Origin of the sequence: Herbaspirillum sp. alder98, from assembly GCF_020179755.1 — a bacterium.
In the GTDB taxonomy this organism is placed as follows: Bacteria; Pseudomonadota; Gammaproteobacteria; order Burkholderiales; family Burkholderiaceae_D; genus Herbaspirillum.
Genome location: NZ_JAIUCY010000001.1, coordinates 39720 through 65683, shown reverse-complemented (window position 1 = coordinate 65683; position 25964 = coordinate 39720). Strand labels below are relative to the sequence as shown.

Annotated in this window: 22 protein-coding genes; 10 read left to right on the top strand and 12 right to left on the bottom strand. The window is 63.6% G+C overall.

Annotated features, from left to right (window positions below; genetic code table 11):
* Positions 1 to 21 precede the first annotated feature (21 nt).
* From LBW87_RS00295 to LBW87_RS00270, 6 genes are all read right to left on the bottom strand, one after another.
* Positions 22 to 939 carry a formyltransferase gene (locus LBW87_RS00295; RefSeq protein WP_225199449.1) on the bottom strand — a complete coding sequence of 306 codons (918 nt, stop codon included), beginning with the start codon at positions 937 to 939 and terminating at the stop codon, positions 22 to 24.
* Positions 936 to 1892 carry a glycosyltransferase gene (locus LBW87_RS00290; protein WP_225199448.1) on the bottom strand — a complete coding sequence of 319 codons (957 nt, stop codon included), beginning with the start codon at positions 1890 to 1892 and terminating at the stop codon, positions 936 to 938. The genes LBW87_RS00295 and LBW87_RS00290 overlap by 4 nt, the downstream gene beginning before the upstream one ends.
* A 121-nt stretch (positions 1893 to 2013) precedes the next feature.
* Positions 2014 to 3135 carry a DegT/DnrJ/EryC1/StrS family aminotransferase gene (locus tag LBW87_RS00285; protein WP_225199447.1) on the bottom strand — a complete coding sequence of 374 codons (1122 nt, stop codon included), beginning with the start codon at positions 3133 to 3135 and terminating at the stop codon, positions 2014 to 2016.
* Positions 3136 to 3248: 113 nt separating this feature from the next.
* A complete protein-coding gene (locus LBW87_RS00280) occupies positions 3249 to 3620 on the bottom strand; it encodes a DMT family transporter (RefSeq protein ID WP_225199446.1) in 372 nt (123 codons plus the stop codon).
* Positions 3617 to 5341, bottom strand: a complete 1725-nt coding sequence (locus tag LBW87_RS00275) for a glycosyltransferase family 39 protein (RefSeq protein ID WP_225199445.1) — start codon at positions 5339 to 5341, stop codon at positions 3617 to 3619. Before LBW87_RS00275 ends, LBW87_RS00280 begins: the two co-directional genes overlap by 4 nt.
* Positions 5342 to 5397: 56 nt before the next feature.
* On the bottom strand, positions 5398 to 5778 hold the full coding sequence (locus tag LBW87_RS00270; protein ID WP_225199444.1) for an Mth938-like domain-containing protein: 381 nt from the start codon (positions 5776 to 5778) through the stop codon (positions 5398 to 5400).
* A gap of 373 nt (positions 5779 to 6151) precedes the next feature.
* Here LBW87_RS00270 and LBW87_RS00265 point away from each other — a divergent pair, with 373 nt between their 5' ends.
* Together LBW87_RS00265 and LBW87_RS00260 are read left to right on the top strand one after the other, a co-directional pair.
* Complete coding sequence (locus LBW87_RS00265) at positions 6152 to 7381, top strand: pyridoxal phosphate-dependent aminotransferase (protein WP_225200313.1); 1230 nt, start codon at positions 6152 to 6154, stop codon at positions 7379 to 7381.
* 80 nt (positions 7382 to 7461) lie between these two features.
* A complete protein-coding gene (locus LBW87_RS00260; RefSeq protein ID WP_225199443.1) occupies positions 7462 to 8772 on the top strand; it encodes a homoserine dehydrogenase in 1311 nt (436 codons plus the stop codon).
* A 96-nt stretch (positions 8773 to 8868) separates the two neighbouring features.
* On the opposite strand, the gene LBW87_RS00255 is transcribed toward LBW87_RS00260, so the two are convergent.
* Entirely contained in the window at positions 8869 to 9306 is a 438-nt protein-coding gene (locus LBW87_RS00255; RefSeq protein ID WP_225199442.1) for a surface-adhesin E family protein, read from the bottom strand.
* Between the two features lie 237 nt (positions 9307 to 9543).
* Here LBW87_RS00255 and thrC point away from each other — a divergent pair, with 237 nt between their 5' ends.
* The 6 genes from thrC to LBW87_RS00225 all read left to right on the top strand — a co-directional run bounded on the left by thrC (position 9544) and on the right by LBW87_RS00225 (position 16246).
* On the top strand, positions 9544 to 11004 hold the full coding sequence (thrC, locus tag LBW87_RS00250) for a threonine synthase (RefSeq protein WP_225200312.1): 1461 nt from the start codon (positions 9544 to 9546) through the stop codon (positions 11002 to 11004).
* A gap of 153 nt (positions 11005 to 11157) precedes the next feature.
* Positions 11158 to 12420 carry a gephyrin-like molybdotransferase Glp gene (gene glp, locus LBW87_RS00245; protein ID WP_225199441.1) on the top strand — a complete coding sequence of 421 codons (1263 nt, stop codon included), beginning with the start codon at positions 11158 to 11160 and terminating at the stop codon, positions 12418 to 12420.
* 45 nt (positions 12421 to 12465) lie between these two features.
* Entirely contained in the window at positions 12466 to 12723 is a 258-nt protein-coding gene (gene moaD / locus LBW87_RS00240) for a molybdopterin converting factor subunit 1 (RefSeq protein ID WP_225199440.1), read from the top strand.
* Between the two features lie 212 nt (positions 12724 to 12935).
* On the top strand, positions 12936 to 14306 hold the full coding sequence (locus LBW87_RS00235; RefSeq protein ID WP_225199439.1) for a gluconate:H+ symporter: 1371 nt from the start codon (positions 12936 to 12938) through the stop codon (positions 14304 to 14306).
* A gap of 88 nt (positions 14307 to 14394) precedes the next feature.
* A complete protein-coding gene (gene moaE, locus LBW87_RS00230) occupies positions 14395 to 14865 on the top strand; it encodes a molybdopterin synthase catalytic subunit MoaE (protein WP_225199438.1) in 471 nt (156 codons plus the stop codon).
* A gap of 34 nt (positions 14866 to 14899) precedes the next feature.
* Entirely contained in the window at positions 14900 to 16246 is a 1347-nt protein-coding gene (locus LBW87_RS00225) for an Nramp family divalent metal transporter (protein ID WP_225199437.1), read from the top strand.
* Between the two features lie 25 nt (positions 16247 to 16271).
* Here the strand turns inward: LBW87_RS00225 and LBW87_RS00220 are convergent, their stop codons facing one another.
* The 5 genes from LBW87_RS00220 to LBW87_RS00200 form a co-directional block, all read right to left on the bottom strand.
* On the bottom strand, positions 16272 to 16910 hold the full coding sequence (locus LBW87_RS00220) for a DUF1120 domain-containing protein (RefSeq protein WP_225199436.1): 639 nt from the start codon (positions 16908 to 16910) through the stop codon (positions 16272 to 16274).
* Between the two features lie 177 nt (positions 16911 to 17087).
* The gene (locus LBW87_RS00215) at positions 17088 to 18068 is read right to left on the bottom strand and encodes an HlyD family secretion protein (protein WP_225199435.1); all 981 of its coding nucleotides are present in this window, start codon (positions 18066 to 18068) and stop codon (positions 17088 to 17090) included.
* Between the two features lie 71 nt (positions 18069 to 18139).
* Entirely contained in the window at positions 18140 to 18340 is a 201-nt protein-coding gene (locus LBW87_RS00210; protein WP_225199434.1) for a DUF1656 domain-containing protein, read from the bottom strand.
* Complete coding sequence (locus LBW87_RS00205) at positions 18330 to 20543, bottom strand: FUSC family protein (RefSeq protein WP_225199433.1); 2214 nt, start codon at positions 20541 to 20543, stop codon at positions 18330 to 18332. The genes LBW87_RS00210 and LBW87_RS00205 overlap by 11 nt, the downstream gene beginning before the upstream one ends.
* The gene (locus LBW87_RS00200; RefSeq protein ID WP_225199432.1) at positions 20540 to 22015 is read right to left on the bottom strand and encodes an efflux transporter outer membrane subunit; all 1476 of its coding nucleotides are present in this window, start codon (positions 22013 to 22015) and stop codon (positions 20540 to 20542) included. The genes LBW87_RS00205 and LBW87_RS00200 overlap by 4 nt, the downstream gene beginning before the upstream one ends.
* Before the next feature lie 220 nt (positions 22016 to 22235).
* Here LBW87_RS00200 and LBW87_RS00195 point away from each other — a divergent pair, with 220 nt between their 5' ends.
* Together LBW87_RS00195 and clpB are read left to right on the top strand one after the other, a co-directional pair.
* On the top strand, positions 22236 to 23216 hold the full coding sequence (locus LBW87_RS00195) for a LysR family transcriptional regulator (protein ID WP_225199431.1): 981 nt from the start codon (positions 22236 to 22238) through the stop codon (positions 23214 to 23216).
* A 112-nt stretch (positions 23217 to 23328) separates the two neighbouring features.
* Positions 23329 to 25920, top strand: a complete 2592-nt coding sequence (gene clpB, locus LBW87_RS00190; protein ID WP_225199430.1) for an ATP-dependent chaperone ClpB — start codon at positions 23329 to 23331, stop codon at positions 25918 to 25920.
* Positions 25921 to 25964 lie beyond the last annotated feature (44 nt).

Sequence of the window (25964 nt, the reverse complement as noted above, 5' to 3'; positions counted from 1 at the left end):
ATTGGCCGGGATTGAAGTTAATCAGGAGGCCATGTATTTCAGGTAATTGTTGAGCGATGCATCCTGGTCGTTGATCTGGATGCCCAGGATCTGAAGGAAGTTGCCGTCGCCGCAGCGGGCGTAAAGCTTGCCTCCTTCAAAGAACTTGTCCTGCATGCCATGCGCTTTCTGCAAGGCGGGGTGGGCGGCCGGCGCGACCAGGCGGGTACGCGTGACCGTGATTTTATCACCTGCGATTTCTTCGAAAGCGCCAGGGTAGGGGGGCGCTACTGCGCGCACCAGATTGTGTACTTCGCGGCCGGTGCGACGCCAGTCGATGCGGCCATCCTCGGGTTTGCGTCCGCCGAAGTAACTGCCGGCGGCCAGGTCATTGGGCAGGCGTGGCGTGCGCCCTGACAGCATCGCCGGCAGCACTGACCACAGGGTCTGTTCAGCCGCCACCACCACCTTGGCAAACACTTCGTGGGCGGTGTCGTCGGGCAGGATCGGCACCGAAGTCTGGCCCACGATGGCGCCGGCATCAGGCTTGACCGTCATCTCGTGCAGCGTGGCGCCGGTTTCGGTCTCGCCATGCAGCACGGCCCAGTTGATTGGCACCCGGCCACGATACTTGGGCAGCAGCGAGCCATGCATGTTGAAGGCGCCATGCTTGGGGGTGCTCAGGATTTCCTGCGGCAGCATGTGACGATAATAGAAACTGAAGATGAAGTCGGGTTGCACCGCCTGCACCTGGGCCAGCAGTTGCGGCGACTTCGGGTCGCTCGGGGTGATGCAGGTGATCCCGGCTTCGCGGCACAACTGCGCGACCGACCCGAACCAGATGTTCTCGCCCGGGCTATCTTCATGCGACACCACCAAAGACACCCGCACGCCGCGTGCCAGCAATACCTTCAGGCAGCGCAGGCCCACATCGTGATAGGCGAAGACGACGGCGTTCATGTGCCCTGCCTGTCGTCGTCGGTGGAGTGCTCCAGGATCGCCTGGACCACATAGCGCGGTCGCGCCCGCACCTGCATGTAGATGCGGCCGATGTATTCACCCAGCAAGCCGATCGAGAACAGGATCACGCCCATCAGGAAGAAGGTGATCGCAAACAGCGTGAAGACGCCGCCCACTTCCGCGCCCAGCATCAGGCGGCGCAGCACGATCAGCACGAACAGCGCCGCCGAGGCGAACGACAGGCCGATTCCCAGCAGCGAGAAGAACTGCAGCGGCACCAGCGAGAAGCCGGTGACCAGGTCGAAGTTGAGGCGGATCAGGCTGTAGAGCGAATACTTGGATTCGCCGGCCGAGCGTTCTTCGTGCTCCACCACGATCTCGGTCGGATTGCGCGAGAAGGTATAGGCCAGCGCCGGCACGAAGGTATTGACCTCGCTGCAGCGGTTGACCAGGTCGATCACGTTGCGGCCATAGGCGCGCAGCATGTTGCCCTGGTCGGTCATCTTGATGCGGGTGATCTTTTCGCGCAGGCGGTTCATGGCCTTGGACGCATAGGTGCGCCAGGCCGAGTCCTGCCGCTCGCGGCGGATCGAGCCCACATAGTCGTAGCCTTCGCGCATCTTGGCCACCAGGTTGCCGATCTCTTCGGGCGGATTCTGCAGGTCGGCGTCAAGCGTGACCACGACCTCGCCGCGGCTGGCCTCGAAACCGGCCATGATGGCCATGTGCTGGCCGTAGTTGCCGTTGAACAGCACCACCCGGGTGACATCGGTGCGGATGCGGTACTGCTCGGCCAGGATGCCGGCGGAGCGGTCGCGGCTGCCGTCATTGACGAAGATCACTTCATAGCTGTAGCCCAGGGCGTCGAGCGCCGGATAGAGGCGTTCGAACAGCTTGGCGAGGCCGGATTCCTCGTTATAAACCGGGATGACGACGGACAGTTCTGGTTTCATCAAAGCGTAATACTGAAAATATGCCAAAGGCCCGACGCCGCGAAAAGTGCTGGCGCGGTAGCGGGCCCGGGTTATGGTGTGTCGTTAGACGCGCCGATTCATGCCGAATATATCGCCAAAATCAACGCAGCACGGATTTTACCGTTTCCACCGACCGTTCAACGTCGTCTTTACTCATCACATTGAACATCGGCAACGACACGATGCGCTGGCCGACGCGTTCGGCGATGGGGAACATGCCTTCGCCAAAGCCGCGGTCGCGGTACAGCTTGAGCAGGTGGATCGCCGGATAGTGGTAGCCGATGCCGACTTGCTTTTCCATCATCTTTTCCATGAAGGCGGCGCGGGTAATGCGTTCTGGCAACACCAGCTGGAACATGTGCCAGTTGGAGTTTTCGAAGTCGGCCACTGGCAGTTGGGCGCCGGTCTGGGCTTCGAAGTCGGCGCCAAAGCAGTTGAAGTAGTGGCGCGCCAGTTCCTTGCGGTGGGCGGTGATGGCGTCGACGTGGGCAAACTGGCCCAGGCCGATGGCGGCGGCGACGTCGGTCATGTTGAACTTGCCGCCCAGCACATCGACTTCGAGGCCGTCGAAGCCGCTGCGGGTCACGCCCTGCAGGCGGTATTTTTCGGCCAGGCGCGCTTCGTCGGCGTTGTTGAGCACCAGGAAGCCGCCTTCGCTGGAGGTGATGTTCTTGTTGGCCTGCAGGCTGAACGAGACGAAGTCGCCGAAGGAACCGATGCGCTTGCCGTTCCAGGTCGAGCCGAGTGCCTGGGCCGCGTCTTCGATCACCCGCAGCTTGTGCTTGGCAGCGATGGCGTACAGGCGATCCATGTCGACCGGCAGGCCGGACAGGTAGACCGGGATGATGGCGCGGGTAGCCGGGGTGATAGCGGCTTCCAGGCGATCCAGATCGATGTTGCGGGTGATCGGGTCGATGTCGGCAAACACCGGAGTGGCGCCGGTTTCAATGATCACGTTGGCCGTGGCTACCCATGAGATCGGGGTCGTGATGACTTCGTCGCCCGGGCCGATGCCGGCGATGCGCAGTGCGATCTCCATGGTGCAGGTGCCGGAGTTGAAGGTGCGCACGATGCGCCCGCCCAGATAGTCCGACAAGGTCTTTTCGAAGGCTTGCACCTTGGGCCCGCTGGTGATCCAGCCGGAGCGCAGCACGTCGGCCACGGCCGCAATGGTGGACTCGTCGATGGTGGGTTTGGCGAAAGGCAGGAAGGGCAGGCTCATGGGTCTTGATGTCCAGTTTGGCGGGTGTTCGAATTCTTTGGTTTTGCCATGGTGCAATGTGGCGACCAGGCAATACGCGCTGCCAGCGGTGTGCGGCAGCGCGCTATTGTAAATCAGCTTCTGGTCAGCAAGACAACGCCGACAATGATCACGCCGATGGCCAGCAGGCGCTGGGCCGTGACCACTTCACCCAGGAAGTACCAGGCGCCCACGGCATTGATGATATAGCCCAGCGACAGCAGCGGATAGGCGATGGTGACGTCGACCCGCGACAGGCCGATGATCCAGACCACCACCGAAATCACATAGCACGCCAGGCCGCCGATGATGGGCAGTTGCGTGGCCAGCTTCAAGCCGGTCGCGAACCAGTTTTCGGCCGTCAGATGAATCGCGCCGACGGCATTGGTGCCGGCCTTGAGCAGCAGCTGGGCCACGGCATTGAGGCAGATGCCGACAAAGATGAAGCCGAAGGTGGGCAGGTTCATTGCGCCGCCTTGTTGGTCTGACCGGCAGCCGGCGCGGCCGGGTCGTTGGCCACGATCACGCGCCGCGGGTCTTGTCCGATCAGGCGCATCGGCAACTGGCGTTGCTGCAATTGCTGGTAGACGGTCGGGTCGACGATGGCGATGTCCTTCTTGCCGCTAGCATGATCGGCCACCCACTGTGCGACGAAGGCATCGACCGTCGGCAGCCACAGTTGCGGCTCCTGCTTCAGGCCGAACGACAACTCGTCGGCATGCTGCACCATGATCATCGTGCGTTGCAGGTAGAACGGCAATGCCTGCTCGTAACGGCCGACCACGTAGATCGGTGTTTCCGGCTTGAGCTCGGCCTGCAGCGCAGGGACGTGATCGACGCCGGCCGAATAGCGGCCCTGCGGATCGTGGCCCAGTAGCAACAATTGGCCGGCGACGAAAGCGGTGGCGGCCAGCGCCGTGATGGCGGCATCCTTGTGCTGGCGCGCCAGGCGGATGGCGGTTACGCCGCCGACGAAGAACAGCAACGCAGCCGCGTACAGGTAAGGCACATGCGCCTCGACCAGCGGACGGGCGAAGTCGCTCTTGGCCATCAGCGGCACGCGCGGGATGAAGGCCAGCGCCACGGCGCTGGGCACCGCCACCAGCGAGCCGGCCCAGGCCAGCGCCTTGTGGTCGGCGCGTTCCAGGTAGCTGGCGATCAGCAGGGCCAGCGCCGGGAAGATCGGCAGGATGTAGGAAGGCAGCTTCGAACCGGAGATGCTGAAGAACACGAAGATGAACACCGACCAGACCAGCAGCATCTTGCGCGGCTGGAAGCGGCCGCCGTTGATGCTGTGGTAGCCGCCGTTGTCACGCTGGTCGCGCACGCCTTGCCACAAGCCCTGGAAAAACACGCCCAGCCACGGCACGATGCCCAGCAGCAGGATGGGGATGAAGTAATACCAGGGGCCGGGGCGGCTGTGGATCTTGCTGGTGAAGCGCTGGAAGTGTTCGTGGATGAAGAAGAACTCCGGGAATTCGGGGTTCTTCAGCGACACCGCCACGAACCATGGCGTGGTGATGACGAAGAACAGCAGCAGGCCCTTGATCAGGTGCAGCCGCTTCCAGATCGCCCAGTCACGCGCAAAAAAGGTATACAGCACCAGCACCGCGCCCGGCAGGACGATGCCGATCAATCCCTTGGACAGCACGGCCAGCGCCATGCCGGCCCAGCACAGCAGCATCCAGTTGCGCTGGCTCTCGCGGGAGGCGTCGTTGCGCTGGCCCAGCAGCAGGGCGCACAGCGTGATGGTCATCATCCCGGCCAGCCCCATGTCGAGCGTGTTGATGTGGCCCATGCCGGCCCAGAAGAAGCTCGAACCCAGCACCAGGGCGGCGTAGAAGCCGACCCGGCCATTCATCACGCGGGTGCCGGTGTAGGCCGCCAGGCCGATGCCCAGCAGGCCGCACAGGCCGGTCCAGAGCCGCGCCTGCCACTCACCCAGGCCGAACAGCTCGAAGGTGACGGCGTTCATCCAGGTTTGCAGCGGTGGCTTTTCGAAGTACTTGATGCCGTTGAGGCGGGTGGTGATCCAGTCCTGGGTGGCGACCATCTCACGCGCCATTTCGGCATAGCGGCCTTCATCCGAGGGCACCAGCGTGCGGGCGCCCAGCATGTAGAACCAGACCAGCAGGAACAGGATGAGCAGCGTCCAGACGAACGCCTTCGATTTGTACAGGTCGCGCATTACGGCAGTTTCCTTGTGCGTGTTCTTGGGTTTCTTGTCGCGTCAGTCCGCGGCCATCATGGCTGGCCTGGCAGAATCAGCGCCAGCGCCACCTTGCGGCCTTCGGCCATCAGAATGTTATAGGTGCGGCAGGCGGCCTGGTTGTCCATGCATTCCACGCCGATGCGGCGCGCGGTGAGCGCAGCGATCAGTTTGGGATGGATGAAGCGCTGGCGCTCGCCGGTGCCCAGAATCACTACGTCGGGCCGGGTAGCGTCGATCTGCTCGAAGTCGGCCGCGCTCAAGGCGTCGAAGTCGCGTACCGGCCAGGCCGCCGGCTCGCTTTCGGGCAGCACCAGCAGGCTATGAGTGAAACGGATCGCATTGAGTTCGATACCGTCTGCATCGTAGGCGGTGACAGTCTGGTACTGCTTGGTTTCAGTCGAATGAAGCTTCATCGCAGGCAGGGGGCTGGCGCACAGCCGGAGCATCGTTGGTCGGCGGGGGCCGCGATGTCATTCCGACATGCATTGCAGCGAACAGGTCGTAAAGTGCAGCATTGTAGCCGTTTCCTTTCTGGGAAGCGCCTATTTGATTGATAAAATGGACAGCTTTGGGCAAAATGTCCGGCTCCCATAGCCGAGTGACGGGCCGCGATTTAGCGTTTCGTCATCGCTATCGAGACCCATAATAATTGTGCCTGGTGGACTGTGACATCGGGATCGGGCGTGCCTGCGCGGCGGGCGCTACCGATTTCTGCCTTGCAGTTCATGACAGACCCATGCGGGGCGCCGCCCGGCGCGCCGCGTGCAAACGAGTAGAGGAATGGCTGTGCGACCGATTCAGAAATCCAGAAAACTGGCAGATGTTTGTTACGACATTCGTGGTCCCGTGCTGGAGAAGGCGCGGCAGATGGAAGAAGAAGGCCACAAGATCATCAAGCTCAATATCGGCAACCTGGCCGCGTTCGGCTTCGATGCGCCCGACGAGATCGTGCAGGACATGATCCGCAACATGGGCAATGCCTCCGGCTATACCGATTCGAAGGGGTTGTTCGCGCCGCGCAAGTCGGTCATGCACTACACCCAGCAGAAGAACATCGAAGGCGTCACGATCGACGACATCTATCTCGGCAACGGCGCCTCCGAGCTGATCGTCATGAGCGTCAATGCCTTGCTCAACACCGGCGACGAAGTGCTGGTGCCTTCCCCCGACTACCCGTTGTGGACCGCCGCGGTGAGCCTGTCGGGCGGCACCCCGGTGCATTACGTGTGCGACGAGCAGGCCGGTTGGCAGCCTGACATCGATGATATCCGCAAGAAGATCACGCCCAACACCAAGGCGATCGTGGTCATCAACCCCAACAACCCGACCGGCGCCCTGTATTCGGTCGACGTGCTCAAGGAAATCATCGAGCTGGCGCGTCGTCACCAGTTGATCGTGCTGGCCGACGAGATCTACGACAAGGTGCTGTACGACGGCAATACTCACACCTCGCTGGCCTCGCTGGCCGACGACGTGCTGTTCATCACCTTCAACGGCTTGTCCAAGAACTACCGTTCGTGCGGTTATCGCGCCGGCTGGATGGTGGTCTCGGGCGAGAAGAAGCATGCCCGCGACTACATCGAAGGCCTCAACATGCTGGCGTCGATGCGCCTGTGCGCCAACGCGCCGGGCCAGTTCGCGATCCAGACCGCGCTGGGCGGATACCAGAGCATCAATGACCTGGTCGCGCCCAATGGCCGCCTGACCAAGCAGCGCGACCTGGCCCACAAGCTGCTCACCGAGATTCCCGGCGTGACCTGCGTCAAGCCGAAGTCGGCGCTGTACATGTTCCCGCGCCTCGACCCCGAGATCTATCCGATCAAGGACGACCAGCAATTCGCCTATGAACTGCTGGCTGAGGAAAAGGTACTGATCGTGCAGGGCACCGGTTTCAATTGCCCTACGCCGGACCATTTCCGGGTAGTGTTCCTGCCCAATACGGATGACCTGACCGAGTCGATGGGGCGGATTGCCCATTTCCTCGAGGCTTATCGCCGGCGCCACGGCACCGCCTGATCCGGCTCTGGTAGCATCGCTTGCTGACACCGTTCCCGGACATCGCCCGGGGGCGGCATTTTTTTCCACTCGAAGACAATATGAAATCCATCAAAGTAGGTTTGCTCGGCATCGGCACCGTGGGTTCCGGTACTTTCAATGTTCTCAAACGCAACCAGGAAGAGATTGCGCGCCGCGCCGGCCGCGCCATTGAAATTACCCTGGTGGCCGATCTGGACACGGCACGCGCCACCGAGCTGACCAACGGCGAGATCAAGGTCGTCAACGACGCCAACCTGGTGGTCAACGATCCCGAGATCGATATCGTCATCGAGCTCATCGGCGGCTACGGCATCGCCAAGGAACTGGTCCTCAAGGCGATCGCCAACGGCAAGCATGTGGTCACCGCCAACAAGGCGCTGATCGCCACCCATGGCAACGAGATCTTCAAGGCCGCGCAGGAAAAAGGCGTGATGGTGGCCTTCGAGGCGGCCGTGGCCGGCGGCATCCCGATCATCAAGGCGCTGCGTGAAGGCTTGACCGCCAACCGCATCCAGTGGATCGCCGGCATCATCAATGGCACCACCAACTTCATCCTGTCCGAAATGCGCGACAAGGGGCTGGACTTCGACGTGGTGTTGAAAGAAGCGCAACGCCTGGGTTACGCCGAAGCCGATCCGACCTTCGACATCGAAGGCGTCGATGCGGCCCACAAGCTGACCATCATGGCCTCGATCGCCTTCGGTATCCCGGTGCAGTTCGATCGCGCCCACGTCGAAGGCATCACCAAGCTGCAGGCCAGCGACATCACCTATGCCGAACAACTGGGCTATCGCATCAAGCTGCTGGGCATCACCCGCCAGACTGCGGCCGGCATCGAACTGCGGGTGCACCCGACGCTGATCCCGAGCAGCCGTCTGATTGCGAACGTCGAAGGCGCGATGAATGCGGTGATGGTGCGCGGCGACGCGGTGGGCGAGACGCTGTACTACGGCAAGGGCGCCGGTTCCGAGCCGACCGCCTCGGCGGTGATTGCCGACCTGGTCGATATCACCCGCCTGGCCACGGCCGATCCGGGCCACCGCGTGCCTTACCTGGCGTTCCAGCCGAATGCCATGGCCGACACGCCGGTGCTGCCGATCGGCGAAGTCACCACCAGCTACTACCTGCGCATGCACGTGGCCGACAAGCCGGGCGTGCTGGCCGATGTGACCCGTATCCTGGCCGACTCGTCGATCTCGATCGATGCGATGCTGCAGAAGGAGCCGGGCGAAGGCGAGCAACAGACCGACATCATCATGCTGACCCACCAGACCCAGGAAAAGAACATCGAGGCCGCCATCGCCAAGATCGAAGCCCTGGCCACGGTAGTCGGGCAGGTCACCAAGATCCGTCTGGAAGAGCTGAACTAGGCTGGAGCAGGCCGTAATGGCCTGCGACCACGAAAAAAAACGGAGCGTAAAGCTCCGTTTTTCGTTGGTGTGGCGGGAGACCCGCGCAGCTCCCGCTTATTTCTTCAGCTCGAAGCCGCACACTGCCTGCAGCATCGCTTCGCCCACCGACAATGGCTTGGGCTTGGAAAAATCCATGCCCTTGAGGGCGTCGGAGTGGTCGCGCTTGTCGCCACGGCCATCGTTGTCGGCGAAGATGATCTCGCGCACCAGCTTGATGCTGCCGGCCTTGCAGTTGTACTGGTGCAGGTCCTTGTACGACTTGAGCGTCGGGAATCCGGCATCGCCCTTGTTCTCGCGCGCTTCCTTGAAATTCCACATCGACCAGGCTTCACGGATACCGCCGCTCTCGACGATGGAATCGGTGTCCATCAGCAGTTCGGACGTGTCCGAACCGCCCAGCGACTGCCAGTTCTCGGCGTGGGCAGGAGCGGCCGCCAGCAGGGCGCCAAACAGGCCGGCGCTGGCCAGCAGAGTCTTGATCTTTTGGGTCATGCTGTCTTCTTCCTTGTTGAGTTCGATATCTTGCCGACGCAATTGCCCGGCGGATACTGCCGATGCGGGCTTTGCTCGAAGTGCCGCAGCATAGCCCGAGGTGGGCGGGCTTTCAAGGGCGGTAACGTTTTATTTCACCTGGGCCACCTCCCGGCGCCAAATGTGAGTATTGCGACAAGGGGCGTTATAATGGCCGCCCCTGTCGTATCTCCACGCATCCTGCTGCCATCAAACGTCATGCAATACGTCTCCACTCGCGGTCACTCAGCAACACCTTCCTTTTCCGAAATCCTGCTCGGTGGCCTGGCCCCGGACGGCGGCCTGTACCTGCCGCAGCAGTATCCGCAGGTGAGCGGCGCCGAGCTGGATCAGTGGCGCACGCTGTCCTATGCCGACCTGGCGTTCCAGGTATTGCGCAAGTTCGCCACCGATATCCCCGAGTCCGACCTCAAGGCGCTGGCGCACAAGACCTACGGCGCCGACGTCTATTGCAATGCGCGCGCCGGCGACGACGCTGGCCAGATCACGCCGTTGCGCACGCTGGAACAGAAGGATGGCAGCAAGCTGGTCCTGCAGGCGCTGTCGAACGGCCCGACCCTGGCCTTCAAGGACATGGCGATGCAGCTGCTGGGCAACCTGTTCGAATATGCGCTGGCAAAGAAGGGCGCCGAACTCAATATCGTCGGCGCCACCTCGGGCGACACCGGCAGCGCGGCCGAGTACGCGATGCGCGGCAAAAAGGGCATCCGCGTGTTCATGCTGTCGCCGCACAAGAAGATGAGCGCGTTCCAGACCGCGCAGATGTTCAGCCTGCAAGATCCCAATATCTTCAATATCGCGGTCGAAGGCGTGTTCGACGACTGCCAGGATATCGTCAAGGCGATTTCCAACGACCTCGACTACAAGGCCGCCAAGAAAGTCGGCACCGTCAACTCGATCAACTGGGCGCGTGTCGTCGCCCAGGTGGTGTATTACTTCCGCGGTTACCTGGCTGCCACCGACAGCAATGAGCAGAAGGTTTCCTTTACGGTGCCGTCGGGTAACTTCGGCAATATCTGCGCCGGCCACATCGCCCGCATGATGGGTCTGCCGATCGATAAGCTGGTGGTCGCCACCAACGAGAACGACGTGCTCGACGAGTTCTTCCGCACCGGCGTCTATCGGGTGCGCAAGTCGGCCGAGACCTATCACACCAGCAGCCCCAGCATGGACATCAGCAAGGCCTCCAACTTCGAGCGCTTCGTGTACGACCTGCTGGGTCGCGACAGCGCGCGCGTGAAGGCCTTGTTCGGCAAGGTCGAGAGCGCCGGCGGCTTCGACCTGACCGGCCAGCCCGGCAGCGACGGCGACGAGTTTGCCAGCGTGATCAAGTACGGTTTTGCCTCGGGGCGCTCGACCCACGACGATCGCCTGGCGACCATCCGCTTTGCCCAGGAAAACTACGGCATCACGGTCGACACCCATACCGCCGACGGCATCAAGGTGGCGCGCGAGAACCTGACCCCGGGCGTGACCATGATCGTGCTGGAGACCGCCTTGCCGGCCAAGTTCAACGAGACCATTCGCGAAGCGCTGGGGCGTGACGCCGACCGTCCCGCCGGGTTCGAGAACATCGAGTCGCTGGCGCAGCGTTTCGAAGTCATGCCGGCCGATGCCGAGCGTATCAAGGCCTACGTGGCCGAGCACACCGGACTCTGATCGACCGCACTTGGATCAACGCCGCAGGGGTGAATGCCCCGGCGGCGTTTTTTCATGGCGGCAGCGGTGGCAGCATCGAGTCGGTACAATGCCGGTTTGCCGGTCATCGCATTGCCAGCTTCCTGCAAAACACTAACAGTCGACAGGGTCATCATGCAGTCCAATTCCCCTCCACAGCAACCCGCCCGGGCGCCTCTGCAAAGCGTGTCGCAGGCGCTCGATACCTTGCTGGCCGCAGCCCAGCCGGTAGCCGGCCACGAGACGATCGCCACGCTGGACGCCATCGGCCGGGTCCTCGCCACGCCGGTGCAAGCCCACATCGATGTGCCGGGCATGGACAATTCGCAGATGGACGGCTACGCCGTGCGGGCCGCCGACTGTGCCGGCGGCCAGGCGCGGCTGCGGGTGTCGCAGCGTATCCCGGCCGGCCATGTGGGGCAGGCGCTGGAGCCGGGCACGGCCGCGCGCATCTTCACCGGCGCCATGATGCCCACCGGCGCCGACGCGGTCGTCATGCAGGAAGCCTGCGAGGCCGACGGCGACTACGTCGTCGTCAACCATGTGCCGAAGGTCGGCGAATGGGTGCGCACCATCGGCGAAGACATTCGCCAGGGCAGCGTCATCCTGCCCGCCGGCACCTTGCTGCGGCCGCAGGAACTGGGCCTGGCGGCATCGGTGGGGCAGGCCGGGCTTGAGGTGCACCGGCGCCTGCGGGTGGCGGTGTTTTTCACCGGCGACGAGCTGACCATGCCGGGCCAACCGCTCAAGCCGGGCGCCATCTATAACTCCAATCGTTTCTTGCTGCGCGGCTTGCTGCACAAGCTGGGGTGTGACGTCAGCGATTACGGCATCGTGCCCGACAGCCTCGACGCTACCCGCGAGACCTTGCGCCAGGCCGCGCAGGAGCATGACCTGATCATCACCAGCGGCGGTGTGTCGGTGGGTGAAGAAGACCATGTGCGACCGGCGGTCGAGGCGCAGGGCCGCATCAACATGTGGCAGATCGCCATGAAGCCGGGCAAGCCGCTGGCCTTCGGTGAAGTCAACCGCGCCACCGATGCCGAGGGCCGCGCCTTCTTCATCGGCTTGCCGGGCAACCCGGTGTCGTCCTTCGTCACCTTCCTGATCTTCGTGCGGCCCTTCGTGCTGCGCCTGCAAGGCCAGTCGCCGGCGACGGTGCTGCCGCGCGCGGTCGCCATGCGGGCCGATTTCGACTGGCCGCGTGCCGACCGTCGCCAGGAGTTCCTGCGGGTGCGCCGCAATGCCGCCGGCGGCCTCGACCTGTTTGCCAGCCAGGGCTCGAACGTGCTGACCTCCACCGTCTGGGGGGATGGATTGGTCGACAATGCGCCGGGGCAGGTGATCGCCGCGGGTGACATGGTGCAGTTTCTGTCGTTCGATCATTTGCTCAACTAGGCGCGCCGCGGGCATCCCCGCGGCGCCATTGAAGGAACACCCAGCATGAAAATAGAATTACGTTTTTTCGCCAGCGTGCGCGAAGCCTTGCAGACCTCGCAGGAAATCGTCGACCTGCCGGCCAGCGTTGTCACCGTCGGTGATGTGCGCGCTTTCCTGATGGGGCGCGGCGGCATCTGGGCCGAAGTCCTGGCGCCCGAAAAAAACCTGCGCATGGCCTACGACCACGACATGACCGAGGCCTCGACCCTGATCGCCGAGGGCGGCGAGGTGGCGTTCTTTCCCCCGGTGACGGGTGGCTGAGCCAGCAGGATTGACTGAATTGCGGCATCATTAGCGCCGCAATGGCGCCACCCGAAAGGGGCCGCCGGCAAGCTCCCGGGCAGTCATAACGGGGCCACGATCCGTTTCTTTGGGAGGAGACCGGGCATGTCGCCAACATGTCCGACCAAGAGGGGATGCAAAAGACATCGTTCAACGATGCGCATTCATCCACACCTAAAGAAGGAACACGCGTGATATCGACTCAACTGGCCGCCTGGGCGGCCCAGGATACCCAGCTCCTGCTGGTCACCCTGATGGCGCTGGTCGCCATCGTGGTGCTGATCAGCTTCTTGTCCATTGCCCCTTTCCTGGCGATCCTGATCGGCACCTTCGTGGCCGGTATCGGCGCCGGCCTGCCGCTGGAAGAAATCGCCAAGGCATTCAGCAAGGGCGCCGGCAGCATCCTCGGCGAAGCCGGCATCATCATTGCCCTGGGCGCCATGCTGGGCTCTTTGATGGCCGACTCGGGCGCGGCCGACAAGATCGTCACCACCTTGCTGCGCTATGCCCGTGGCCGCGCCATCCCCTGGATGATGGCGGTGGTGGCGCTGGTGGTCGGCTTGCCGCTGTTCTTCGAGGTCGGCCTGGTGATGATGGCGCCGATCATCTTCGTCATGGCGCGCCGCTCCAACATGCCGATCATGCGGGTGGCGATTCCGGCGCTGGCCGGCATGACCACGCTGCACGCGTTGCTGCCGCCGCATCCGGGCCCGCTGATTGCCGTGGGCGCATTGCATGCCGATCTCGGCACCACCATGCTGCTGGGTTTCATCGTGGCGATCCCGGCGGTGATCATCGCCGGCCCGCTGTACGGCAATTTCCTGGCACCCCGCCTGAACGTGGCCGAGCCCGACCAGATCGGCAAGCTGTTCGAGGCGCGTGACGAGCAGAGCCAGCCTGGTTTCCTGGCGGCATTGGTCACCATCCTGTTGCCGGTGGTGTTGATGCTGGGCCGCACCGTGGCCCGGATCTGGGTCACGCCCAAGACCGAGCTCTACGAGATGCTCAACTTCTTCGGCGAGCCGATCATCGCGCTGACCGTCACGGTCCTGTTTGCCGTGGTGGTGCTGGGCTGGTCGCAAGGCGCCAGCCGCTACAACGTCGGCGCCACGCTGCGTCGCGCATTGCCGCCGATCGCCGGCCTGCTGCTGACCATCGGCGCCGGTGGCGGCCTGAAGCAGGCGCTGCTGACCGCTGGCATCAGCGACACCATCACCAAGATCGCCGCCGGCACCCATGTGCCGCTGATCCTGCTGGCGTGGATCATCGCCGTGGCGCTGCGCCAGGCCACCGGTTCGGCCACCGTTGCCACCACCGCCACCGCCGGTATCGTCGCGCCCCTGGTGGCCGGCCTGTCGGCGACCCACAATTCGCTGATGGCGCTGGCCATCGGCGCCGGCTCGGTGTTCTTCTGCCACGTCAACGATGCCGGCTTCTGGATGGTCAAGGAATACTTCGGCCTGAACCTGAAGCAGACGCTGGCGACCTGGTCGGTGATCCAGACGCTGGTCTCGGTCATCGGCCTGGGCATGACGCTGCTGCTGTGGGGGCTGCTGGTCTGATCGGGCCCGCTGCCGTGGCCCTGGCGCAATGCCGGGGTGCGGCGGCGCTGGTAGAATCGTGTGCTCGTCCAACGTCCTGCCCCTCATCATGCCTGTCCGCGTCCAGACCGCCGATTTCGATCTTTCCACCGAGGTGGCGCAATTGCGCCTGGCCAACCCCAAGGTAGGGGCGGTGGTGACGTTCGTGGGAACCGTACGCGACCTCAACGAGGGCGCTGCCGTATCGGCCATGGAGCTGGAGCACTATCCCGAGATGACCGAGCGCGCCTTGCAGCAGATCGTCGACGACGCCCGCGCCCGCTGGCCCATCTTCGACGCCCTGGTGATTCACCGGGTGGGGCCGATGCGGCCGCAAGAGCAGATCGTGCTGGTGGCGGTGACCTCGCCGCATCGGGGCGAGGCCTTTGCCGCTTGCGAATTCATCATGGACTATCTCAAGACACAGGCGCCGTTCTGGAAGAAAGAACAGACGCCCGACGGTGCGCGCTGGGTCGATGCCCGCGAGAGCGACGACGCTGCCCTCGACAAATGGGCGCGCGCCGTGCCCAAGCCGCAATGACGGCCCGCCATTCAAGCTAACCGGGGAATTCCTCTTGTCATTCAGATTCAGATTGCCGCGGTTTCCAGGCTTGCCCAATACCGCGACGGCGCCGTTCTGCCCGTCCGAAGTGGCGGGATCGGTCGAGGTGCCGCCGAGCGCATCGGTATGGCAGAAACTGCGCCTCTACGTCGGGCCGGGCCTGCTGGTGTCGATCGGCTACATGGACCCGGGCAACTGGGCCACGTCGATCCAGGCGGGCTCGCAGTTCGGTTATCAATTGCTGTTCGTGGTGCTGTTGTCGAGCCTGGCGGCGATCGTGCTGCAATGCCTGTGCGCACGGCTGGGCATCGCCACCGGACGCGACCTGGCGGTGCATTCGCGCGAGCAGTATTCCCCCCTGGTGGGGCGCGGCATGTGGGTCCTGGCCGAGCTGTCCATCATCGCCTGCGACCTGGCCGAGGTGCTGGGTTGCGCATTGGCGTTTCACCTGTTGCTGGGGGTCTCGTTGCCGACCGGCGTGTTGCTGACCGCGTTCGACACCTTGCTGGTGCTGGGGCTCAAGGGGCGCGGCTTTCGCCAGGTCGAAGCCATCATCCTGGCATTGGTCATTACCATTGCCGTGTGCCTGCTGGGACAACTGGCGTTCGTGAAGGCCGACTGGCACGCGGTGGCGCTGGGCTTCGTGCCGTCGCTGCAAGCCATTTCCAGTCGTGAGCCGCTGTACCTGGCCATCGGCATCGTGGGCGCCACGGTGATGCCGCACAACCTGTACCTGCATTCGTCGATCGTGCAGACCCGGGTGATCCGGCGTGATGCGGCATCGGTGCGCGATGCGGTGCGTTATACCCGCATCGATACCATCGTCTCGCTGGCCATCGCGATGGTGATCAATGCCGCCATCCTGATCCTGGCGGCGTCGGCGTTCCATCGCAGCGGCAATACCCAGGTCACCGAACTGGACCAGGCCTTCCATCTGCTCGATCCCCTTACCGGCTCGGCCGCCGCCGCCATCCTGTTCGGCGTCGGGCTGCTGGCGGCCGGGCAGAGCTCGACCTTCACCGGCACCATCGCCGGCCAGGTGATCATGGAGGGTTTCCTGAGGATCAAGATTCCCTGCTGGCAGCGCCGTGTCATCACGCGCGCGCTGGCGCTGGTGCCGGCGCTGGTGGGGGTGATGACGCTGGGGCCGCATTCGGTCGGCAAGCTGCTGGTGCTGAGCCAGGTGGTATTGAGCCTGCAACTGCCGTTTGCGATGTTTCCGCTGATTCGCCTGACCAGCCGCCGCGACCTGATGGGCGAGCTGGTCAACCGCTGGTGGGTGGCGGCCACCGCCTGGATGTTGTTTGTCGTCATCTCGGCCGCCAACGTGTGGCTGGTATGGCAGGTCTTCATCGATTGACCGGGGCTTGCAGCGGGGCGCTCGCCTAGAGGTAATTGAGCTCGAAGCTGGCCAGGCCGTCGAGCGCAATCTCGTCCTGCGTCGGCAGGTCCCTGGCCGGCGCCACCGCTGGCGCCAGGATGATGACGCCGGTCAGCGTCGAAAATGGCGTCGGCAGGTAACCGCTTTGATGCATGGTCCACGAGTGCCGCCGGTTGGGCATCAGGAATGAATTCGACCAGCCCCAGTCGGTCTGGTTTTCGGCCATGACCATGCGCATCGGTTTCTGGTCTGCCGTTGCCTCTTCGTCGAACGAGAGCGTATAAGCCCCCACATTCCTGGCGTCGACCGTGCCCAGCCCGAACAGAAACGGCAGCGGCTTCAGCGATGCGTTGGCCGCAGCAGTGCCGGCGCGATGGTCCTTCAGGTCGAGCGATACACGCGCCGGCGCATCGCAGATAATGCTGAAGTTGATTTTTTCATCGGGCAGCAGGGTGCGTTTTTGCTGATTCAGCAGGCGCTTCGAGATGACCCCTACATCGACCGTGCCGCCGTTGGCAAAGATCAATTCGCAGGCGGCCGGCTTGATCATGCCCTGCACCTTGAGTTCGACGCTGGGACTGGCGCCGGCGCCGGGCAGCCACGACAGCGACAGGCAAATCAGTGTAAGAAAACGTTTATTCATGGCGGCGCTCCGTGTCAGGTTGAAGGACGCCATTATTGTTTTCGATTGAAAAATCAGTGCTGCAATATGTCTTGTATAAGCTGAAATTCGATGAAGTTCAATGAAGCCCGATGAGCGCGGGTGCCGAAAATGAAAATGGCGACCCGCAGGTCGCCATCGAAAGAAGGGGCGTGAGACTTATCGGGTGGCGCTCGGGGCCACTTTTTTCTGGCCGCTGCCCGGTTGCAGCACCACCGTGCAGGTCAGGCCGGACGCCAGCAGCACCGATGGCGGCACTTCGTCGAGATGGATGCGTACCGGAATGCGCTGTGCCAGGCGGACCCAGTTGAAGGTCGGGTTGACGTCGGCGATCAATTCACGGCTTTGCGGATTGTCGCGGTCATAGATGCCGCGCGCGATGCTGTCGACGTGGCCGCTCAGGGTGGCGCCATTGATCAGCTGGATGCTTGCGCGGTCGCCGATGGCCAGCAACGGCAGCTTGGTTTCTTCGAAGTAGGCATAGACCCAGAACGAGTTGCTGTCGATGATGGCGATCTTGGCCGCGCCAGCGGTGGCGTAGTCGCCGCTGCGCACGTTCAGGTTGGTGATGTAGCCGTCCACCGGGGCGATGACCTTGGTGCGTTCCAGGTTCAGTCGGGCGGTATCGCGCTGCGCCACGGCCGCCTGGTACTGGGCCTGGGCCGATTTCAACTGCGCCTGCGCCGCCTGCATCTGGGCATCGGCCGAAGTGACCTGGCTGCCGGCGTCTTCACGCGCTTCGCGCGAGACCACCAGGGCATCCATGTCGGCACGCCGGCGGGCCTGGGCGCGGCGCATGTTCAGATCGGAGCGACGGGCGTCGACATCGGCCCGGCGCACGTCGAGTTCGGCACTGCGGGCGGCGACGGCGGCATCGGCCTGTTGCAGCGCCAGCTGGTAGCGCGCCGGATCGATTTCCATCAGCAGGTCGCCTTTCTTGACCTGCTGGTTGTCGCGCACCGGCAGGGCCACCACCTGGCCCGAGACGTCCGGTGCGATGTTGACCACATCGGCGCGTACCCGGCCGTCACGGGTCCAGGGCGACACCATGTAGTGCTGCCACAGGCTCCAGGCCAGGAAAATGGCCAGCAGGAAAATCAGCAGGGTAATGCTGACGCGAAGTATCGATTTGACCGACATGATGGTAACTCCGTAGTGTTTCTTGATCTTGGTGTGTTGCTTGTTATTGATAGGCGCGAAAGGCGTGGCCGCTAGGCATAGACATACAGTCCCAGCAATGCAGCCAGGCAGACGAACAGGCTTACCCGGAACAGCGCCGGATGCCACACCAGGCTGTAGAGCCCGATGCGCACCAGCAGGCGGTCGGCCACCAGCGCCAGGGCGCCTGCCACCAGCACCAGCAGCAGCAGGGTCGGGATGTAGGCGTCGAAGAATGAAATCTCACGTGGCATGGCGGGCTCCGGATGGCGTTGGATTGCTGCTGTCGCCGGCGGCGTGCATCGGTTGCAGCGGCGATTGCGGGTCGAGCAGGGCGGTGCGGATGAAATGCAGGTAACTCAAGGTGCGTTGCAGGCGATGCCGCTCGGTGCGTTCCCGATAGTGCGGTCCGATCGCTTGCTGGATCTGGCCGATGGCATGATCGTTGGCGGCCAGGGCCGCCGCCAGCGTGGCCGGGGTGGGACGGGCGAACAGCGCCGGGATGGTCTCGCGCAGCCCGTCCAGCGCTGCGTAGGCGGCAGGCGGCAGCAGGTCGGGCTGTTCACGGCGGATGCCATTGAGTTCGGTGCGCAGCTCGATGATGGCGTGGCCGATCTCGAGCGTGGCAAAGGTCCAGCCGAAGGCGCTCTGGCGCAGCGCCGGGCGGCTGCTGGTGAGGATGGTGATCTGGTGCATCAGGTCGCGGGTGCCGCTCTCGAACTTCAGCGCCAGGTGCGCCAGCTTGCCGAAGCAGGCATCCACCACCTGCTTGCGCAACTGGCGCTCCAGCACCCGCACGGTCCAGTCGGTGGTAGGCGGCAGCAGCAGCATGAAGGCGATGGCGGTAACGATCAGCGACACCAGCAGGGCAATCGATTCGTTGATATAACCGGCGGCGTTGAAGTGGGCGAAGTTGTCCGGCACCGCCAGGAACGGAAAGAAGATGCAGATGCCGAGGCCATAGCCGGCCCACTTGGGTTTGGTCGTCAGCAGCACCGCCAGCATCAGCACCGGGCTCAGCATCGCCGCCAGCATCCAGTAGCCGTCGATGCGCGGCAGCAGGTGGAAGGTGTAGATATAGCCGGCGATGGCGGCGAACACCACGCCGATGGCCACCGTGCGGGTCGCCTTGGCCGGGTCCGGCGCGGCCGAGGTGATGGCGCAGAAGGCCGCCGCATTGAGGGCGGCGACGTCGCCGCTGGGCCAGCCGCTCAGGATCCAGAAAGCCGACAGCAACAGCAGGGTGACGGCCGCGCGGGCGCCGGCGATGAGCGCGGTGGTCATGCTGGTCTTGGCGGTGTAGGCATGGTCCCACTGTTCGCGTTCGTGCTGGCGCTGGTTCAGCGAGGCGTAGGTCAGGGTATAGGCGTGCAGGTCGTCGATGACCCGATACAGCAGTTCGGAGGCGGTATCGAAGTCGAGCATGACGCTGTCGCTGTCGGCTGGCAGCGCATCGCGGGTGGCGCGCACCCGGCGTGGCAGCTCGCGCTTGTATTCTTCGAGCTTGAGGCCGGCATCGGCGGCATCGACCGCGCTCATGACGGGTTCGCCACTGCTGCGGGTGAGCAGCGGTTGCACTTCGCGGAAATAGGGCGAGAGCGCATCGATGACGATTTTCGCGCCTGGCGCCGGGTTGGCGTGCAACCGGTTCAACAACTGGTGCAGCGCATGCACCCGCGTCGACAGCGCCATGAATTCGCTGTTCATGCGACTCAGGCGGCCACTGCGCAGGCGAATTTCGGGATCCTCGAAGATGGCCGAGCTGCGCAGCGCTTCCAGGCCGATGATGTCACCCACGAAGCGGGCATTGGTGGCTTCCAGCTGCTTGCGGTCGGTGTTGCCGCCCAGCGTGGCGCCGATCAGGTCGACGAAGGCGGTGAAGCGGCCACGGATCACGCGCACCAGGCCGGGCGCGCTGGCCTGGGGAAACACCAGCGCGCTGACCAGCCCGGCGCACACGATGCCGACCGTGATCTCGGTGACGCGGGTGATCACCGAATCGAAGGTGGTGCCGGGGTTGAGCGCGGCCGGCAAGCCGATCAGCGCGACCGTATACCCTGACAGCACGAAACCGTACGAGCGGAAGTTGCGATTGTGCGCCGAGCCCACCGTGCACAGGCCGATCCATAGCGCCGAGGCGATCAGGAACAGTTCGGGGGTCTGCGCAAACAGGCCCACGAACACCACCACCGCGGCCGACCCGATCAGGGTGCCGATCACGCGGTAGAAGCTCTTGGCCAGGATCATGCCGCTCTGCGGCTGCATCACGATGAACACCGTGATCAACGCCGAACGTGGCGATTGCAGGTCGAGTCCGTAGCCGATGCCCAGCGCCAGCAGGCCGGCAAAGACCATCTTGAAGACGTAGATCCAGGTCGGGCGCTCGTTGTGCCACCAGTCGGCGCCAGCCTCGCGCAGCTGCACGCTCAACGCCGGGGTGTCGGCCGGGCGGTTCATGGCGCGTCGGTTCCGGTCGCTGCACCGGCTGCGGGCCCTGACTCAAGCCCGCCCCCGAGTGCCGCCGTCAACGTCGCGTAGGCGGCCAGGCGCTGCGCCTGCAATTGTTGCGCGATCTGTTGCTGGCGCAGCCATTGGGTCTGCGCATGCAACACGTTGAGGTAATCGGTCAGGCCGCGTTGGTAAGCGCGGGTCGAGATGTCCACGCTCTTTTGCGCGGCGGCGATCGACTCGCTGGCCTGGCGCTGTTGCCGTTGCACCGATTGCAGGGTCACGACCTGGTCAGAAATACCCTTGAGCGCCTGCGCCAGCAACTGGTTGTAATGCTCGACTTCGAGGTCGTAGCCTGCCGTGGTCGCGGCCAGCTGACCACGCAGGCGGCCGCCTTCGAAGATCGGCAGCGAGATGGCCGGGCCGTAACTGGTCTGGACATTGGGCGCGCTGAGGAATGAAAACAGGCCGCCGCCGGCGGCGGCCGGGCCGATCCCTGCCATCAGGTTGATATTGGGATAGAACGCCGCCTTGGCCACGGCGATGCCACGGCCGGCGGCCTGCACCCGCCAGCGCGCAGCGCTGATGTCGGGGCGACGGCCCACCAGTTCGGCCGGCAGCGCGCTGGGCAGGCCGATCGGCGCATCCAGCACCAGTTGCGGGCGAGTGATGCCGTCGCCGGCGCCCGGCCCTTCGCCCAGCAGCGCGGCGAGCTGGTTGCGGATCAGCGCGATATTTTCATGCAAGGCCTCGATCTGGCGCCGGGTCTCCGGCAACGATCCTTCGGCCTGGGTGATCTCGAGCTGGGTGCCGATGCCGCCGTTGAAGCGGCGATGCGCCAGGTCGACGATCTTCTGCTCTTCCCTGAGCATGGCCTCGGTGTTGTCGAGCAGGCCATATTGCAGCGCCAGCTGGACATAGGTGCGCACCACATTGCTTTCCAGTTCGAGCTGGGCGGCGCGGCCATCGGCGGCCACGGCCCGCAGTTCGTCCTCGGCGCGCAGCGTGGTGTTCTTGTTGCGATCCCACAGGTCGACGTTGTACGACAGGCTCAGGGTGGCGGTGTTGTTCCAGGTCAGCTTGTCGCGAAAGGCGGCGCCGTAGTAGACGTTGTCCGACCAGTCCTTGCGGCCGATGGACGCGTCCAGCTGGGCCGATGGCAGCTCGCCGGCGTGGGCCGACACCGCCATGCCCTGGGCCTGACGCACGCGCGCCGCAGCGATGGCCATGCTGGGGTTGCTGGCCACGGCGCGGCTCACCAGGGAATCGAGCTGGGCATCGCGATAAGCCTGCCACCAGGCGCGCTGCGGCCAGCCGGCTTCGGCGCCGGCCTGGCTGATCGCCTGGCCGACATCGAAGGTGGCGCTGGAGCGCACTTGCGCCTCAGGCTTGATGCCGCCCTGATCGGCGCAGCCGGCGATTGTCAGCGACAGCGCAATGACACACAGAGCGGGCAGAGAATGGAGAGAAGGGCGGATCATCGTATTACCTAAAATTATGCAAATATCAGATGGTCTCTATTGTATTTTGTAATTATCATTCGAAAAATTGGCCTATTCGCAATGGTTTATATCTTGAATTGCAATAATCATTGTCCGTTTTTCAGACACAATGCTGACATCCGCCAACGCGTCAAACGCGAGCCATCGTACCTCTTCAGCACGCGTGCTCGCAATTGGCAGGACACCGCATAGGAACACAATGGATACCCTGCAAAACATGCGCGTCTTCGTGCGCGTGGTCGATGCTGGCAGTTTTACCCTGGCTGCCCAGCAGATGGAACTGACCACGGCGCACGTATCGCGCGCCGTGGCCGATCTCGAGCGCCATCTGCGCACCCGCCTGTTGAACCGCACCACGCGTCGCCTGGCGCTGACCGAAGCCGGCGAGCGCTACCTGCTGCGTTGCCAGCAGATCATGTCGTACGTCGAAGAAGCGGAAGCCGAAGCGAGCGCGGCCTACGTCAAGCCCTCTGGTCGCCTGCGCATTCACGCCATGACCAGTTTCGGCCAGCGCTACGTGATTCCCGCCATTTCGAACTACCGCAAGCGTTATCCCGATGTCACCATCGAGTTGACCCTGGCGCAGCGCATTCCCGACATGCTCGAAGAAGGCTATGACGTGTCGCTGGTGCTGGCGCGCGAGTTGCCCGATTCGGGCTTGATCTTTCGCCAGCTGGGCGTGACCTACAGCATGCTGTGCGCGTCACCGGCCTATCTCGATAAATACGGCGCGCCGCAAAAACCGGCCGATCTGCTCAATCATGCCTGCCTGCAACTGGTCAGCCCCGTGTCGCCGCTGGACGAATGGGTGATCGAAGGCGTCGACGGCACCAGCACCATCGGCGTCAAGAGTCATTTCCAGGTCAATGTGGCCGAGGCGATGCTGGTGGCCATTCGCGAGGGCATGGGCATCGGCGTGCTGCCCATCTATTCGGCAGTGGATCCGTTGCGCGCCGGCACCATCGCGCGCGTGCTGCCGCAGCATCGCATGCAGCAGATGGGCGTGTACGCGCTGTATCCGTCGCGCCAGTATCTCGACGCCAAGATCAGCACCTGGGTCGACTGGATGCATGAAAGCGTGGACAAGGCGCTGCAGGAAGACCACCTGGCGCTGGAACGCATCGGCTCCCTGCGCGAAGAGCTGGCGGGCGTCGCTACCGCGCAGGACGGCATGTCCTGAGGCAGATGGCCGATCTGGCAAGGGTGGCAAAACCTGATCTGGGTCAATCGTCCTTGCTTGAAATTCAAATCGCCGGCCCAATTTTCTATTCATTGAAAAATCGGAGCCCATCATGCGTCTCGACAAACTGACTACCAAATTGCAGGAAGCACTGGCCGACGCCCAATCGCAGGCGGTCGGCCGTGACAATCAATATATCGATCCGGTCCACCTCATCATTGCCCTGCTGAATCAGGACGGCGGCGGCGCGCGCTCGTTGCTGCAGCGCGCCGGGGTCAACGTGAACGGCCTGGCGACTGCCTTGCAGGCGGCCGCGCAGCGCCTGCCGCAGGTTTCCGGCAACGGCGGCGAAGTGCAGGTGGGGCGCGAGCTGGTGGCGTTGCTGAACCTGGCCGACAAGGAAGCACAAAAACATGGCGACCAGTTCGTGGCCAGCGAGATGGTGCTGCTCGGCCTGGCCGATGACAAGTCCGACGCTGGCCGCGCCGCACGCGAGAACGGCCTCAGCCGCAAGTCGCTGGAAGCGGCCATCACTGCCGTGCGCGGCGGGGCATCGGTGTCGTCCCAGCAGGACGAGGGACAACGCGAAGCCCTCAAGAAATACACGCTGGACCTGACCGAGCGCGCCCGCGCCGGCAAGCTCGATCCGGTGATCGGCCGCGACGATGAAATCCGGCGTGCGATCCAGGTGCTGCAACGGCGCAGCAAGAACAACCCGGTGCTGATCGGCGAGCCCGGCGTGGGCAAGACCGCCATCGTCGAAGGCCTGGCCCAGCGCATCGTCAACGGCGAAGTGCCCGACAGCCTCAAGTCCAAGCGAGTGCTGTCGCTGGACATGGCAGCCTTGCTGGCCGGCGCCAAGTATCGCGGCGAGTTCGAAGAGCGTCTCAAGTCGGTCCTCAAGGAAATCGCCCAGGACGAAGGCCAGACCATCGTCTTCATCGACGAATTGCACACCATGGTCGGGGCCGGCAAGGGCGAAGGCGCAATGGATGCCGGCAACATGTTGAAGCCGGCACTGGCGCGGGGCGAGCTGCACTGCGTGGGCGCGACCACGCTGGACGAATATCGCCAGTACATCGAGAAGGATGCGGCGCTGGAACGGCGCTTCCAGAAGATCCTGGTCGATGAACCGAGCGTGGAGGCGACCATCGCCATCCTGCGCGGGCTGCAGGAAAAATACGAGGTGCACCATGGTGTCGACATCACCGACCCCGCCATCGTGGCGGCGGCCGAGTTGTCGCATCGCTACATCACCGATCGTTTCCTGCCGGACAAGGCCATCGACCTGATCGATGAGGCCGCCGCCAAGATCAAGATCGAGATCGACTCCAAGCCGGAAGTGATGGACAAGCTGGACCGACGCCTGATCCAGTTGAAGATCGAGCGCGAGGCGGTCAAGCGCGAGAAGGACGAGGCATCGCAGAAACGGCTGCAACTGATCGAGGAAGAGATCACCCGGCTCGAGCGCGAGTATGCCGACCTGGAAGAAATCTGGAAGGCCGAGAAGTCGACCGCGCAAGGCGGCCAGCAACTGCGCGAAGAGATTGAAAAAGTGCGCCTGCAGATGGAAGAGGCGACCCGCAAGAGCGACTGGCAGAAAGTGTCCGAACTGAAGTACGGCAAGCTGGCCGAGCTCGAAGCCGCGCTTGAAGTGCAGAACAAGAAGGACGAGGCTGGCGTGGCCGCCGAGAAGCCACGTCTGGTGCGGACCCAGGTGGGCGCCGAAGAGATCGCCGAGATCGTGGCTCGCGCCACCGGCATCCCGGTTTCGCGCATGATGCAGGGTGAGCGCGAGAAGTTGCTGCACATGGAAGACGTGCTGCACGAGCGCGTGGTCGGCCAGGATGAAGCCATCGTCGCCGTCTCGGACGCCATCCGCCGTTCGCGTGCAGGCCTGGGCGACCCCAGCAAGCCGTATGGTTCGTTCATGTTCCTGGGCCCCACCGGCGTGGGCAAGACCGAGCTGTGCAAGACCCTGGCGTCGTACCTGTTCGATACCGAAGACGCGATCATTCGCATCGACATGAGTGAATTCATGGAGAAGCACTCGGTGGCGCGCCTGATCGGGGCGCCCCCGGGTTACGTCGGCTATGAAGAGGGTGGTCACCTGACCGAGGCGGTACGGCGCAAGCCTTATAGCGTGATCCTGCTCGATGAAATCGAAAAGGCCCATCCGGACGTGTTCAATGTGTTGCTGCAGGTGCTCGACGATGGCCGCATGACAGATGGCCAGGGCCGTACCGTCGACTTCAAGAATACGGTGATCGTGATGACCTCCAATCTCGGGTCGCACAAGATCCAGTCGATGGAAGGCAGCGATCCGGCGCTGGTCAAGCTGGCGGTGATGGCCGAGGTGCGGACCCACTTCCGGCCGGAGTTCATCAACCGGGTCGATGAACTGGTGGTGTTCCATGCGCTGGACGCGAAGAACATCGGCGCCATCGCCAAGATCCAGTTGCGCATCCTCGAGCAACGCCTGGCCAAGCTGGAGATCGGTTTGCAGATCAGCGATGCCGGCCTGCAGAAGATCGCCGAAGCCGGTTTCGATCCGGTGTATGGCGCGCGGCCGCTGAAGCGTGCGATCCAGCAGGAGATCGAGAACCCGTTGTCGAAGGCGATCCTGGCCGGCAAGTTCGGGCCCAAGGACGTGGTCCATGTGGGCGTCGAGAACGGCCAGTTGAGTTTTACGCACCAGGTTTGATTGTTTAGACGCAGTGAGTCATAACGGCGGCCACCCCGAGCAGG